The organism is Roseibium sp. M-1 (assembly GCF_054515675.1).
Genome location: NZ_CM137257.1, coordinates 1348978 through 1363728, shown reverse-complemented (window position 1 = coordinate 1363728; position 14751 = coordinate 1348978). Strand labels below are relative to the sequence as shown.

The 14751-nt window shown below is 60.2% G+C and carries 11 protein-coding genes; 4 read left to right on the top strand and 7 right to left on the bottom strand.

Annotated features, from left to right (window positions below; translation table 11 throughout):
* Positions 1 to 162: 162 nt before the first annotated feature.
* The 3 genes from ACX3M4_RS06225 to ACX3M4_RS06215 form a co-directional block, all read right to left on the bottom strand.
* Positions 163 to 861: an HAD family hydrolase gene (locus ACX3M4_RS06225; protein WP_459357722.1), complete on the bottom strand. Its 699-nt coding sequence runs from the start codon at positions 859 to 861 to the stop codon at positions 163 to 165.
* Positions 861 to 2744, bottom strand: coding sequence for an ABC-F family ATP-binding cassette domain-containing protein (locus ACX3M4_RS06220; protein WP_459357721.1), 1884 nt, complete (start codon positions 2742 to 2744; stop codon positions 861 to 863). The genes ACX3M4_RS06225 and ACX3M4_RS06220 overlap by 1 nt, the downstream gene beginning before the upstream one ends.
* Before the next feature lie 111 nt (positions 2745 to 2855).
* A complete protein-coding gene (locus ACX3M4_RS06215) occupies positions 2856 to 3926 on the bottom strand; it encodes an alpha/beta hydrolase family protein (RefSeq protein WP_459357720.1) in 1071 nt (356 codons plus the stop codon).
* A 139-nt stretch (positions 3927 to 4065) separates the two neighbouring features.
* Between ACX3M4_RS06215 and ACX3M4_RS06210 the strand changes: the two genes are divergently transcribed.
* Positions 4066 to 5199: a helix-turn-helix transcriptional regulator gene (locus ACX3M4_RS06210; RefSeq protein WP_459357719.1), complete on the top strand. Its 1134-nt coding sequence runs from the start codon at positions 4066 to 4068 to the stop codon at positions 5197 to 5199.
* On the opposite strand, the gene ACX3M4_RS06205 is transcribed toward ACX3M4_RS06210, so the two are convergent.
* Positions 5109 to 6014 (bottom strand): DUF4344 domain-containing metallopeptidase, encoded by a 906-nt coding sequence (locus ACX3M4_RS06205; RefSeq protein ID WP_459357718.1) that lies wholly within the window; start codon positions 6012 to 6014, stop codon positions 5109 to 5111. The two genes, ACX3M4_RS06210 and ACX3M4_RS06205, sit on opposite strands and share 91 nt — an antisense overlap.
* Positions 6015 to 6259: 245 nt before the next feature.
* On the opposite strand from ACX3M4_RS06205, the gene ndk reads away from it, so the two are divergent.
* The 3 genes from ndk to ACX3M4_RS06190 all read left to right on the top strand — a co-directional run bounded on the left by ndk (position 6260) and on the right by ACX3M4_RS06190 (position 10209).
* Positions 6260 to 6682: a nucleoside-diphosphate kinase gene (gene ndk / locus ACX3M4_RS06200; protein WP_459357717.1), complete on the top strand. Its 423-nt coding sequence runs from the start codon at positions 6260 to 6262 to the stop codon at positions 6680 to 6682.
* A gap of 189 nt (positions 6683 to 6871) precedes the next feature.
* The gene (locus tag ACX3M4_RS06195; protein ID WP_459357716.1) at positions 6872 to 8002 is read left to right on the top strand and encodes a YHYH protein; all 1131 of its coding nucleotides are present in this window, start codon (positions 6872 to 6874) and stop codon (positions 8000 to 8002) included.
* A gap of 107 nt (positions 8003 to 8109) precedes the next feature.
* On the top strand, positions 8110 to 10209 hold the full coding sequence (locus ACX3M4_RS06190) for a molybdopterin-containing oxidoreductase family protein (RefSeq protein WP_459357715.1): 2100 nt from the start codon (positions 8110 to 8112) through the stop codon (positions 10207 to 10209).
* A gap of 429 nt (positions 10210 to 10638) precedes the next feature.
* Here ACX3M4_RS06190 and ACX3M4_RS06185 read toward each other — a convergent pair whose 3' ends face one another.
* The 3 genes from ACX3M4_RS06185 to ACX3M4_RS06175 form a co-directional block, all read right to left on the bottom strand.
* Complete coding sequence (locus tag ACX3M4_RS06185) at positions 10639 to 12000, bottom strand: DUF4189 domain-containing protein (RefSeq protein WP_459357714.1); 1362 nt, start codon at positions 11998 to 12000, stop codon at positions 10639 to 10641.
* A 552-nt stretch (positions 12001 to 12552) separates the two neighbouring features.
* Positions 12553 to 12960 carry a DUF983 domain-containing protein gene (locus ACX3M4_RS06180; protein ID WP_459357713.1) on the bottom strand — a complete coding sequence of 136 codons (408 nt, stop codon included), beginning with the start codon at positions 12958 to 12960 and terminating at the stop codon, positions 12553 to 12555.
* Positions 12961 to 13209: 249 nt separating this feature from the next.
* A complete protein-coding gene (locus ACX3M4_RS06175) occupies positions 13210 to 14604 on the bottom strand; it encodes an aminotransferase-like domain-containing protein (RefSeq protein ID WP_459357712.1) in 1395 nt (464 codons plus the stop codon).
* Positions 14605 to 14751: the final 147 nt, after the last annotated feature.

Below are 14751 nucleotides of genomic sequence, written 5' to 3'. Positions count from 1 at the left end.
CATCATACATCTGGTGCGACAGCGCTAACAGCAGGGCGCGTTAATGATTTGTTAACCATTGCAAAAAAGATGTTTGAGCAAAACAAAATCAACAGGTTAGAACCAGTAGGACAGCAACGTTCCCACCAGGAGCTGTTCAATCCAGCCTTGAATCGCTGCGTCTTAACTCAACCGCGCCAGCAGCTGCCGCACCTTGCCGATATGGTCCAGCCGGTAAAACCGGTCGTGTCCGCGCGGCTCGTCAGCTTCCTCCAGCGCCCAGGTCAGCTCATAGGGCACATGAGCGCCGTAAGCGCCTGCGTCGAGTGCCGGCAGGATGTCGGACTTCAGGGAATTGCCGACCATCAGCGCTTCCTTCGGCCCGGAACCATGCCGCGAGAACAGGGTCTTGTAGGTCTCCGAGGTCTTTTCCGAGACAATCTCGATAGCGTCGAAATAGACGTCGAGACCGGATGCCGTCACCTTGCGTTCCTGGTCAAAGAGGTCGCCCTTGGTGATCAGAACCAGCCTGTAATCCTTCTTGACCGCCTTCAGCGTGTCTTCCACATGGGGCAGAGGCTCGACCGGATGGGACATCATCTCGCGCCCGGCTTCCAGGATTTCGGCGATCACATCCGCCGGCACCCTGCGCTCGGTTACCTCGATGGCAGTTTCGATCATCGACAGCGTGAAGCCCTTCACGCCATAGCCGTAGTGAAGAACGTTGCGCTTCTCGGCCGCCAGCAGCCGTTCGGCCAGATGGGTCTTTTCCGTGTAATCCGACAAGAGCGCGGCAAAACGCTCCTCGGTCAACCGGAAGACACGCTCATTATGCCAGAGCGTGTCATCCGCGTCGAAACCGAGTGTCGTGATCTGCGCCATCAGCTTGCCTCTTCGAACTCGGCGGAAAGTTCCAGCCATTCCTCTTCGGTCTTGACCAGCTTCTTTTCGCAGAAGGCCCTTTCCTTGGCGAACTTTGCCGCCCGGTCCGGTTCGCGCGTAAAGAACTCCGGATCGGCGAGGGCTTCGTCCAGCTTGCCGATCTTGTCCTGCAGGCGCGCCATTTCCTTCTCCGCAGCATCGATCTTCTGCCTGAGCGGTTTCAGAAGCTCGCGGCGGTTGGCAGCTTCCCGGCGCTTGACCTGGGCGCTGGCCTTGTCGGCTTCTTCCGCAGCCCTGTCGCGCGCCTTCTGGACCGCGTCCGGCCCTTGCAGGATCAGCCGTCGGTAATCTTCCATGTCGCCGTCATAGGGCTCCACCTTTCCATCGGCGACCAGCCAAAGCTGATCGGCGCAGGCTTCGACAAGATGGCGGTCATGGCTGATCAGGACGACGGCGCCCTGATAATCGTTGAGCGCCATGACCAGCGCCTCGCGGCTGTCGATGTCGAGGTGGTTGGTCGGCTCGTCGAGGATCAGAAGGTGCGGCCCGTCGAAGGTCGCAAGGCCCAGAAGCAGGCGCGCCTTCTCGCCGCCGGAGAGATCCTTGGCGGGATTGTCCATGCGGTCGGTGGGCAGGCCCATGCGGGCGACCCTGGCGCGTACCTTCGCCTCGGGTGCGTCCGGCATTAGCATGCGCACATGGGCGACCGCGCTTTCCGCCGGCCTGAGTTCATCCAGCTGGTGCTGAGCGAAGAAAGCGATCTTCAGTTTGGAAGCCTTGCCGATCTCGCCTTCCATCGCGTCCAGCCGGCCTGAGATCAGCTTGGCGAAGGTCGACTTGCCGTTGCCGTTGGCGCCCAGCAGGGCAATCCGGTCGTCGGTATCGATGTTCAGCGTCAGCCGAGACAGGATCCTTGTGTTGCCATAGCCGGTGGCGACATTTTCCAGTTTCAGGATCGGCGGCGCAAGCTGCACGTCCGGATCGGGGAAATGGATCGGACGGCTGCTCTCTTCCGTCAGCGCTGCAATCGGCTGCATCTTTTCCAGCATCTTCAGCCGCGACTGCGCTTGCCGGGCCTTGCTGGCCTTGTAGCGGAAGCGGTCGACAAAGGCCTGCATGTGCTTGCGCTGGGCGTCCTGCTTCTCCTTCGCCTTCTCGGCCAGGATCATTGCCTCGCGCCGCTGACGGTCGAAGCTGTCATAGCCACCCGAATAATAGGTCAGCTTGCCCCGGTCGAGATGGACGATGCTGTCGACGGCCTTGTTCAGAAGATCGCGGTCGTGGGAAATCAGCAGCACCTGGTGCGGGTAACGCGCGACATAGTTTTCCAGCCACAGCGTGCCTTCCAGATCCAGATAGTTGGTCGGCTCGTCGAGCAGCAGCAGGTCCGGTTCGGAGAACAGCACGGCGGCGAGAGCAACACGCATGCGCCAGCCGCCGGAGAAGGACGAACAGGGACGCTGCTGCGCGGCGGCATCGAAGCCGAGGCCCGAGAGGATCGAACCGGCCCTGGCTTCCGCCGTATGGGCGCCGATATCGGCAAGCCGCGTGTGGATCTCGGCGATCTTTACCGGGTCTGTTTCGGTTTCCGCGGCCTCCAGCAGCCGGCTCCGCTCGGTATCGGCAGCCAGCACGACTTCCATCAGCGTCTGTTCCGTGCCGGGAGCCTCCTGGGCCACCTGGCCGATGCGGGCGCGCTTGGGGATCTGGACGGAGCCGGTCTCCGTGCCGAGATCGCCGGTGATGATCTTGAAAAGCGTCGTCTTGCCGGCGCCATTGCGGCCGACCAGCCCGGTCTTGGCCTTGCCGGGCAGGGTAACGCTGGCCTTGTTGATCAGGAGGCGGTTCCCGATCCGGTAGGTAATGTCCGTGATTTGCAACATGGGCCGGATGTTTGGCGGAGCCGCCTCGCGGATGCAAGCGGAAAGCTGAACCTCGCGTTTTCTGGCGGCGGGCTGTGGCTTCGCTGCACTTCTCGCCCGCCGCCGGCAAGGTCAAAGCTCCAGAAAGGCCAGGATCTCTGCAAGGATACGCTCGTGCTGTACCTCGCGCTCCGAAACACCCTTGATGCAGACGATCTCGTCGCCGGGTTCTTCCGCCTTCAGGATGTCGAATGCACCCGGTTTGCAAACGCCCATGAAGTCGAAATGCCCGGCATCCTCTAGTTCGACATGCCGGACGCTTTCGGCAGGCAAGGCTGCCGCAAGGGCGCGGGATTCATTGTCCTGGTTCAGCATGTCTGCCCGTCCGGAGCCAAGTACGAGAACCGGGATGTCGATCGCCGAGAGACTTTCCGGCGAAAAGACGGGCGTCCCGCCAAGATCGAGGCTGACGACCCTGGAAACGCGCGGGTCCTTGCGCGAAGTTTCCATCTCCCTTCGGTCAGCTTTGCTTTCGGCGATGGACCAGTCCGCGAGAACGCCGCAGACGACCGGCGGCGTTTCTACAGCGCAGGCGCTCCGGTAGCGGGCGGTGTCGAACTCCGCCCCCGCCAGCATCATCACTGTCATACCGCCCAGCGAATGGCCCGCCGCGTAGATCCGGTCCCGGTCTATGCTGCCGGCAAAGGTGCTCTCGTTCACGAGATGGCTTATCAGCCGCGAGAGATCGACCGGACGCTGCCACAATTGCCGGGCCTGATCGCCATTGCGCAGAAATGTGCTGGTTCCGGGGTGATTGACCATCGCGGCAATGAACCCGCGACGCGCCAGTTCCGAACCAAGCCAGGCCTGATTGTAGGTGTTGCCGTACATGCCGTGCGAGATCACGACCAGAGGGAACGATCCTTCTGCGGATTTGCCTTCCGGATCCGCTAGGGCCATCTGCCAGACCTTGCTTTTGTCGGTCCGGGCGAATGTCTCCGGCGTTGATGTCGGATACCAGATATCGCCCTCAAGGGGCCGGTCGGATCTCTCGTCCGAGACGGTCAGTTTGCTGATGCCCGGGCCAAAGGGCAGGGTGTTGCTCCCTTCAGCGGCCGCAATCGAAGTCAGCGGTGGGAAGGCAAGCAATGCCGCGGCAAGGCCAAGAAGCAGCCGGCGGCAGGGGGAAGAGGTTTTGGACATGGGGGCTCCGTCTGAAAGGTTGCGATTGACCTCAGATGCGAACGCTTGCCCGCTGTTGACAATCGGCTGGAGGGCCGTGTCCTGTCCTCAAACGTGATAAAGGACAGAAACCAGACATGTCTTTTCGCCCGGCGACCTCATGATCAGCATTCCCGTCTCGTTTCTGCTTGCCGCCGCCTTTCTTGGCCTGGCTGTCGCGGCAATCGCCTGGCGGCCACTGCCGATGATCTCGAGGACATTGTTCGGGCTTCTGTTGGCTCTGCTGGCGCTGGAAGCAGGACTGGTCGGACTGCGTTTTGCCTTCGGAGTAACGGAACTGCTCGCCGTGCAGCGGCTGCTGCCGGTCTGGATTGCCCCACTGGTCTTTCTGGCATTCGCCGTCCTCATCGCAGGGCGGGAAAGGGCAACCCGCCTGATACTGGTCAACGGTGTTGCTGCCGTGGCGGTCTCCGTGGCCATGTACGCGCCGGTGCCGGTCTCCGTGGCCATGTACGCGCCGGTGCCGGTCTTCTGGTATGTCGATGCGCTGATTGCGGCCAGCTACGCCGTCTACGGCCTGTTGCTCCTCCGGATCTGGCTGGGAGGGCCGGACCGGTTCTCCGAGGCGCCGACGGCGTTGACCGGACTGCTGCACAAGTTGCTTTTGACCGCCATCCTCGTCATGGCTGCGTCTCTTGCAACCGACGCGCTGATTGCGCTTCTGTTTGCGCAGCAGCGGGTCGAGGCGGCGGCGAAGCTTATCTCCTATGCCAGCCTGGTATTTCTGGTGACCGCGCTTGCACTGACGCTGGGCGTCCTGCGCCTGCGGTCGGCGCAAAACGGCGGGGCTGCGGCTGCACCGGATACGCCGGGGCAAGAGGCTGCCGTCCTTGTGGCGGCGGCAAGAGCAGTGCTGGTCGAACAGGGCTTCTTCCGTGATCCGGCCCTGACCCTGACACGCCTGGCGCGAAGAGTGGGCGTTCCGGACCGGGACCTGTCGCGGGCGGTCAACGCCCACGAAGGTGTCAATGTCAGCCAGTTCGTGAACCGGGTGAGGCTGGAGGAAGCCGCAAGGCTTCTCTCCACGAGCGAGGCCCCTGTCGCAAAGATCCAGGAAGATGTCGGCTTCCTGACCCGCTCAAACTTTTATCGCGAGTTCCAGCGGCACTTCGGCGAAGCGCCGGGCACCTACCGGAAAAAGGCTCATTCGTCCCCGTTGCCGGCGGTATCCGTTGCTGCGTCTTCCGGCACGATCGACAGGAAAACTTCCGCAAAGCCGGCGAGCAACTCGTAACACATGATGACTTCGCGGGCTTCCGGGTCCCAGAAGGCGTTTTCCACTTCGCAGGCAGTCGCCCGGAAGGTAACGTTCTCAGGCAGGTCGAAGACGGTGTCGAGCTCCTCGGCGACCATTTCCATCAACTCGCTTTCCTTCAGGAAGATCGCCATGGATTCCAGATCTTGCGGCGCCGGATCGTAGGCAACACGGATTTTCCCGCCGGGCGTATCGCCGTCACGGACATAGGGATCTGTCGCTACCTCCCAGGAATCCGCGGCTTGCTCGTAGTCGAAGACGCAGGTCTCGATCCGTTCATCCGGCAGCCCGTAATCCCTCGCAAGGGTCAAAAAGGCCGCTTCGTCCGAGCCGACCATCAGGCAAAGCATCTTGTAGCCGCGCTGCTGGTCGAGATCGTGCTCGTCGTAGAAGATGAGGTCTTCGTAGTCCTCCTCGGCGATCAGGAACCACCCGATCATGGCCTGCGTGAGAAAGGCATCCATGTCCTTGTCGTCTGCAGCCAGCATGGAAATGGTCGCCAGATTGTCGACGGCATCTTCCTCCTGAGCCAGCACGGGAATTCCGAGTTCCGAGATCAGCATATGCCCGCCCTCGTGATAGAGGGTGAACAGGGTGTTGCCGGCAACGAAGACGAAGAGGTTCTCAAGTTGCTCCTGGGGCAGTACCTCCAGATCTTCATCAAGCGTTGTGAATTCCAGGGAAGGCGTGTCGGTCTCCAGTCCAGCCAGAGCTCCCGGTGTCGCGACGCCGATCCAGGCCGACGCAATGGCCGCGTAGACCAGCGCGGGGAGTAGAGCGAACAGTTCGACCATAGGTTTCTTCCTCGACAGCACGCCTCCAGCGTCAAGGGGCCGGATCGTTTTCAGAACGTCAGAGTATGCAGCCGCAGGGAGGTTTGCCAGTGTGATCTCACAGTGCAATGGCCTGGCGGACATAAAATTGTCATGCAGCCGCCCCCTTGCGGGCTTGACGGCGCCCCGGTATTAAGGCCGCGAAATTTTCGAATTCCGGGACCCGCACTCCGCCGGTCTCCAACTGAAACGAGAAAGACGAAACCATGGCGATTGAACGCACGTTTTCCATGATCAAGCCGGACGCCACCAAGCGCAACCTGACCGGCGCAATCACCGCGAAGCTCGAAGAAGCCGGCCTGCGCGTCGTTGCTTCCAAGCGCGTCTGGATGTCCATCCGCGAAGCCGAAGCATTCTATGCGGTTCACAAGGAACGTCCGTTCTTCGGCGAACTGACCGAATTCATGTCCTCCGGGCCGACCGTCGTTCAGGTGCTGGAAGGCGAAAACGCCGTTGCCAAGAACCGTGAAGTCATGGGCGCAACCAACCCGGCTGAAGCCGCTGAAGGCACTATCCGCAAGGAATTCGCGCTGTCCATCGGCGAGAACTCCGTGCACGGTTCCGACGCTGCCGAAACCGCAGCTCAGGAAATCGCATTCTGGTTCTCCGGCACCGAAATCGTCGGCTGATCCTTCTTCTTTAAAAAGCGATCTGGGAAAGCCGGTCCTTCGGGGCCGGCTTTTCTTTTTGTTTCTGTCCGGACCGACAGACACATTCAGATACACATTCTGACCGTTGCATTACCGCTGCGCAGATGCGTTTAGCGTTTCTACCGCCCATAATGATCGTGTCGGGCGAGAGAATCTGGGAGAGAACATATGCGCTTAGCCCTTGCGCTGGCGGGAATGCTGATTGCATTGCCGGCAGCCGCACATGACAGCACCACGCCGCTGAACGGTGAAAATCCGGTCGAACATTCCCACCTCACCGATCAGTTCTGGGGCCTGATCCTGCCGGAGGCGGAAGCGTCCGCCGAGATATCCATCGATGGCAACTACCGCCGCATTCATGGCAACGGCTATCCGAACAAGCCACCTGGAAAGTTTCCCAACAGTGGCAATCCCCACACAATCTCAAAGAAAAACTACAATCTGAAAGTCCCTCTCGCTCCGCGCAAGAGGGCCGGGGCAACGAAGACACAAGGGGGCGTTTTCGGCATTGCTCTGAATGGCGTCGTGATGGATCCTGCAACGGCGGAATTCTGGCAGAACAACAGGCGGTCCGGCTGGAACTACGAGGCGATGGGCGGTGCCTGCAAACTTGGCCTCGACAAATATAATGCCCATGTCCAGCCCGACGGCACCTATCATTACCACGGCATTCCGACCGGCGTGCTGGCCGACACCGGCGGCAAATCCGTGCCCGCGCTCCTGGGTTTTGCCGCCGACGGCTTCCCGATCTACGGGCCCTATGGGTATTCCAACCCGCAGGGCCAATCGGCAATGAAGAAACTGAAAAGCAGCTACAGGGTAAAAAGCGGCAATCGAAAAGGCGGTCCGGGCGGGCGCTACAACGGCAAGTTTACCGAGGACTGGGCCTATGTGGCTGGTGCAGGCGATCTGGATCAGTGCAACGGCCGTTTCGCCGCAACGCCCGAATATCCGGACGGGACCTACCACTATGTTCTGACCGACGCCTTTCCCTTTATTCCGCGCTGCTGGATGGGCAACCCGGACAACAGCTTCCTGCGGCTGAAGCGCCGGGCCATGGGTGACGGCATCCAGGAAGATAATGGTGAGCCAACCGTGGATTTCGCGGCGCTGACGGACAATTCGGAAGCTGCCGTGACACTGATCCAGGCACAGGGCGGAAAACCGCCGCGGTTCCTGCCGGGCGGGCGTCCGCCTCCGCCTCCAGGTGCCGGCCGTCCGCCGCGCCAGGGTGGAGGACAGGGCGGACCCCAGGCCGGAGGCCGTCCGGGCGGACAGTCGCCCTGCAGCGGTAGCTGACTGGCAATTGTCCGGGTGACAGAGAGGCGCTTGACGGCGCCTCTTTTTGTTTTTCATAAGGCTAAGCTGTAAACTGAGCAGCGCAGCCATCCCCCACAAGGACCGCCATGAACGCCGAGCCCCCCAAGAGCACATTCTCAGCTTGTCCGCACGACTGCCCGTCGACCTGCGCACTGGAGGTGCATTTCTATCCGCACGGCGACGTGCGCCGGCTGAACGGGGCCAGGGACAACGACTACACGGCCGGTGTCATCTGCGCCAAGGTGGCACGCTATCCGGAGCGGCTCTATCATCCGGACCGTCTGATGAAACCGCTGAAGCGGACAGGCAAAAAAGGCGAGCGGCGGTTCGAAGAAATTTCCTGGGAAGCCGCGCTTGACCTGATTGCGGAAAAGTTCCTGGCAGCGGAAGCAGAATTCGGCGCGCAAAGCGTCTGGCCCTACCACTATGCCGGCACGATGGGGCTGGTGCAGCGCGACAGCATCCACCGGCTGCGCCACGCCAAGGGCTATTCGCGCCAGTTCGACAGCTTCTGCACCAACATGGCCTGGACGGGCTATGTCGCCGGCACCGGCAAGCTGGCCGGGCCGGACCCGCGCGAAATGGCACTCTCCGACCAGATCGTCATCTGGGGCACCAACCCGGTCGCGACACAGGTCAACGTGATGACCCACGCGATCGCGGCCCGCAAGAAACGCGGCGCCCGCATCATCGTTGTCGATGTCTACGAGACCGAGACGATGAAACAGGCCGACATCGGCGTCATCCTGAAGCCCGGCACCGATGCGGCCTTTGCCTGTGCCATCATGCATGTGCTTTTCCGCGAAGGCTTCGCCGACCGTGGTTACCTGGACAAATACACCGACTGCCCGGCCGAGCTGGAAGCCCATCTGAAGGACAAGACACCGGAGTGGGCGGCGGCGATCACGGGCCTTTCCGCGGAGAAGATCGAGGAAGTCGCCCGGCTGATCGGCAGCATCAAGAAAACCTATTTCCGCCTCGGCTACGGCTTTACCCGCTCGCGCAATGGTGCGGTCGGCATGCATGCCGCTAGTTCCATTGCCGCCGTCACCGGCTGCTGGACGGAGGCAGGGGGCGGTGCCTTCCACAACAACGGCGCCATCTATCAGCTCAACAAGGAGATGATCGAGGCGAATTCTCTGAAGGATCCGTCGGTGCGTGCTCTCGACCAGAGCCTGATCGGCCGCATTTTGACGGGCGACGAAGCGGCGCTCCTTGGCGGTCCGCCGGTAAAGGCCATGCTGATCCAGAACACCAACCCGGCGTCAGTTGCACCGGAGCAGGACCTGATCAAGCAGGGCTTTGCCCGCGAGGATCTCTTCACGGTGGTGCATGAGCAGTTCCTGACCGAGACGGCCGAGATGGCCGACATCGTGCTGCCGGCGACCCAGTTCCTGGAGCATGACGACATCTACAAGGGCGGCGGCCACCAGTATCTGATGCTCGGTCCCAAAGCCGTCGATGCGCCGGAAGGCCCGAGGGAAAATCTCTTTGTCCTCAATGAGATCGCCCGCCGCGTTGACTCAAAACCTCACCCCGGCTTCGATATGAGCGCGCGCGACCATATCGACTGGATGCTGCGCAATTCCGGCTACGGCACACTTGAGGAGCTTGAGGCAAACAAGTGGATCGACCTGCAGCCCGATTTCGAGACGTCCCATTATCTGAACGGCTTTGGCCATGCCGACGGCAAGTTCCATTTCAAGCCGGACTGGGGCCGTTCCTCTGCGCCCAACAAGCCGGACGGGGATACGGTCTTCGGTCCCTGGCAGACCATGCCGGAGCTGCCGGACCAGTGGGACAGTATCGAGCTTGCTGATGAGGAGCATCCGTTCCGCCTGGCGACGTCGCCGGCTCGCTCCTTCCTCAATTCCACCTTCAACGAAACCGACAGTTCGAAGAAAAAGGAGGGCCGTCCTGAAGTCTGGCTAAGGCCTGACGAGGCCGAGCGTTACGGCATTGCAGACGGGGCGAAGGTGACGATGGGCAACAGGCGCGGCGTCGTCACGCTGCATGCGCGCCATGTCGGCACCGTCGCACCCGGTACCGTGATTTCGGAAGGCATCTGGCCCAACGACGCCTTCGAGGATGGCCGCGGCATCAACACGCTGACGGGCGCCGACCCGGTCGCCCCCTATGGCGGCGCGGCGTTTCACGACACGGCGGTGTGGGTGAGGGCGGTCTGAGGCAGTCTGCCGGTTTGTACGGAGCAAGTGGCCCATCCTTCGAGACGCGAGCAAGCTCGCTCCTCAGGAAGAGGCGGAAGTGGGTTCAAACGTCAGCCGAGCAACACATTCTTCCTCATCCTGAGGAGGTGCGAAGCACCGTCTCGCAGGATGGGCCACTTGCTCCATAGCCTTTCAAATTCAGAAAAGAAAAGGCGGTGCATCCCCATCCGATGTCACCGCCTGCGCCGCTCCATGGATGCAACGGATCGCAGGCGAGGAGGATCGGCGCTAAAGCCTGTCGAGTTCATTTGAATTCACATGACCCGCTTAATATATTTTTTTGACGCACGTAATTTTGCGAAAAACCGGAATCCACTTTTTCACGACGTGCTCTAAGGTAACGTTGAAGATGGATGCGGAGTTCTGAATTCGTGTCCGCCGCACAAATTACTCAAGATTGATGTAGCTGTATCTGGGAGTTCCGTTGTCGAAGTTCATCCGCGCAGGTTTGCTGTTAAAGGATGACTTGCCCTGATTGTTAACTGCGATTTCAACGTAAGAGTCAGAGCACCCGGGAAAACGGCGTGAGACTTCGGCCTTCAAATTTTTCACAAGGCTTGAGAGCCGGTTGGCATGTGCTTCGAAGATACCGGGTCGGCGAAAAGTATCCCCACCGAATTCCCGATAGATCAGGCTTCCATCCTTACGAAATGCCTTGCAGCTTTCGATCCCTGGAACTCGAAGTTTCTTTCCTACGCGAAAGGACTCATAGGCAAACTTGGTTTTAGCCGTGTTTCCAGGAATTTTACATTCGAAGCTGACATGGAAATCGCAATCGACGCCGGCTCCTGCCGTTACGACGGGGGGAAGGGAGGCTTCATGAAGTACTTCAACGGGCTCGTTGGTTCGGGCATTGCAACTCCAGACATGGGCACCGCAATTTTGTCCGCCATTACGTTTTGAGCATTCGCCCGCTGCTCGCTGCTGCGCGGTTCCACTATCCTTCGAAAAGCCCCAGCCATAAACGCTCTGTCCCTTCTGATAGTGATAGGCGATGCAGGCAGGACCCTTGAGCACAAGTTTGACGTTGCAGGACGAACTGTGCCTGCTGCATTCGTCCAGTGCATTTTGCTCCGCACCTTGCCTGCTGCTGTAATCGAAGCTCCAGCCATAGGTTCCGTCTTCGTTCGAGACGGCGAGGGCTGCGAATTTCGGTTGCTGCTTTTCGGTTGAGTTGGACGAGGCGGATGATGACTGCTGCGTCGATTGTGCCTGGTTCCGTTTTGTTGCCGCCACATTTTCTTGGCGACCGCGGTCAGCTTCCGGTGCTGCCTTGGCTTCTGCAACAACCCGTTTTGCCTGATCCTGGAGATTGGAAGGGACTATATTCAGAACGGTATTCAGATCCTTTTCACTCAACCCACCCTTGATTGCTTGATCCAGATATTTGAACCCGTTGTTGGCATGCCGGCGCAACACGTTTCCCTTAAGGTAGGCATAAGCCAGATCACTTGCAGCCAGTGCACTGCCAAGCGCTGCGGCCTCTTTAAGGTATTTCTCGCCTTTCCTGATGTCCTGCTTCGGACCGTATCCGTACAGATAATATTTTCCGGCTATCCAGATCGATCTGGGAAAACCAGCCTGTGCGGACTTTTCAAGATAGGCATTCCAGTTGTGAGGGTTCTTGTTGTGCCGGACGCACTTCTTGAGTTTCATATTCCGGAAGACCCAGAAAGCGGCGATGGGATCGCCGCTGTTCGCATCGCGGAGTAAGTCCTCAAAGACAGAATTGTCCTTGCACCCCGCCATCCCTCTTTCTTTCGATGCGGCGTACCTGACATCCCAATCGGATGATGCATTACTTGGTATAGAGATAAGGAAGGCGGAAATTACACTAACGAAAAGCAAAAAATTTCTGATCATCATGCAGCCAAAATATTTCAATTGTGTTGGACGATTCGAAAAAGATATCTAATTCGGAAGATGCATCAGGCGGTGAAAAAGTATCGAAAAATTCGAATCGATGAGTGAATAATATTATTCCTAATCGGTGACTGTGGTGTCAAATATTCCGGATCTACCAATGAGTGGAGAATGATGCTGTGCAATACGTAAGGCAAGTGGCCCATCCTTCGAGACGCGAGCAAGCTCGCTCCTCAGGATGAGGCGGAAGTGGGTTCAAACGTCAGCCGAGCAACACATTCTTCCTCATCCTGAGGAGGTGCGAAGCACCGTCTCGAAGGATGGGCCACTTGCTCCATAGCTTCTCAAATTCAGAAAAGAAAAGGCGGTGCATCCCCGTCCGATGTCACCGCCTGCCTCGGGAAGCTTCGGCCTTGTCCGGCTTGGGGCGTCTGGATGTCAGCTCCGGCTTTCCGAGGGGTTTGGCTCCGGCGTCACCAGCCGGCCTTCTTCGGCCTTATAGAAATACTGGCTGGAGACCAGCCATCCCTTCAGCGGACGCAGTAGCGGAATGCAGGTCAGAAGGATCAGCGGCAGGGTGGTCACCAGGTGCACCCAGTAAGGCGCGGTGAAGGCGATTTCGAGCCAGATGGCAAAGGCGACCGCCGGGATGCAGCCGAAGCAGATCACGAAGAAGGCGGGGCCGTCGGCGGGATCGGCAAAGCTGTAGTCGAGGCCGCAATGGTCGCATCTGGGCTTCAGGGCCAGAAATCCGTCGAAAATGCTGCCTTCGCCGCAGCGTGGGCAGCGGCCCCGGATACCTGTCTGGACCGGTGGAAGTTTGGGCCAGCTTTGCGTTGTGCTCATGAGCTGCTCTTTCCGTTTGGGCGATGCATGGCGATGCATCGTCGGAAGAAATACAGTCAATATGAAAATGACTGTATATGTATGCATTCAAAGATAGAGCAATTTGAAAGCATGGCAAGCGTATCGCCTGCGGCAGATTGGCATGGCAGGGAAAATTCTTCGCGGTCACGCGGTCTGAATGACCGCAGCGGCCCGGGATGCGCGACGTAGGTGATGCAATTTGCCCGGTGCGAGAGGCGGAGCCGCTGGTCAGAAATAGGCGGATGTCTTCTCAGGCGAACTTGCCAGGGTTTCACCGATTACGGAAAGCGCTCCGTCGATCTGACCGCGATTCAGGGGGCCGCCAAGACAAAGGCGCACGGCCTCGCTGGCCGGTCCGCCGACGGTAAACGCATCGCTCTCGGCAAGCCCGACCGGCTGCGCCCGCATCTGGCTGACAAAGGCGGAACGGGTCCAGCCATTGGCAAGTTCCAGCCACAGGTGGAACCCGTCCGGGTCGGCCCGGAAGGCGGCGTTCTTCAGGTGGCGCGCGGCAAGTGCCTGCCGGGCTGCACTTTCGCTGCGCACATGGCGCAGCAGAGCTTTCGCCGTGCCGTCCTCGATCCAGCGTGTTGCAAGCGCGGCCATCAGCGGAGAGATCATGACGCTGGAGGTGCGCTGCGTCCGGGCGAATTGCCAGCCGGCGCTGCGTTCGGGCGCGGTCACATAGGCAAGCCTCAAACCTGCACCAATGCATTTCGACAGGGAGCCGATATACCAGGTGACGTCCAGCGCCAGGGCGGCAAAGGGGGGCGGTGCCGTGCGGCAGAGCATGCTGTAGGGATCGTCCTCCAGAATGGGCACGCCGTATTGCTGGGCGATCCGCGCAAGTTCCTTGCGCCGCCGCTCGGGGATAGTCCGCGTGGTCGGGTTCTGCAGGGTGGGGTTGAGGTAGAACGCCCGAAGCCCTCCCGCGTTACAGGCGGCGCGGAAAGCGTCCGGGTCGACTCCGTCGTCGTCCTGCGGCAGCCCCTTGAGATGAAGCTGCAACTGGCCGCAAAGCGAGCGGATGCCGGGATAGGTAACGTCCTCGCAGGCGATCGTCTCTCCGGGCCTTGCAATGGTTGTCAGAATGCCGGCAAGCGCTGCCTGGGAGCCGGGAGAAAAGAGGATATCCTCAGGCTGCGGTGTCAGACCGCTGCCTCGCAGCCAGCGGCTGGCGGCCTGACGATCGGGTGCGGCAGGGTCGATGGTCTGGTAGCGCAGCAGCGGCACGATATCGGCGGTGACCGCAGCCAGTCCCTCGCGCATCCGTCCGACGAGATCCGGTGCTTCCGGTTCCGGCGGCAGGTTCATGGAAAAATCCGGCGGGGCCTTGCGTCCGCTGTCGCGGATGGGGAGGGGACCTCCCGGCGGCATGTCCGGTCCGGTGACAAACGTGCCGCTGCCGACCATGGAGGAAATCGCCCCCCGCCGGCGCGCCTCCGTATACCCGCGGGCAACGGTCGTGAAGTCGAGGCCGAGCATGCCTGCGAGCTGCCTCTGTGCCGGCAGCCGGTCCCCCGGCATCAGCCGCCCGGACCGCACATCGGCCTCGATGGCATCGGCAATGGCGATGTAGCGCGGGGCATTGCTGGCGGAAAGATCCGGGCACCAATCGGACATGGACAATCAAGGCTTTCAAAATTGACTGGATATTGACTGTATACTGCTCGGGCGAGATTTGTCAGGTCTTTCTTGTATGACCGGAAGACATGGTGAATCCCGGCCGCAGTCTTTCCGCGAGCCGTACGGTAGGCGCAATGTTTCTCC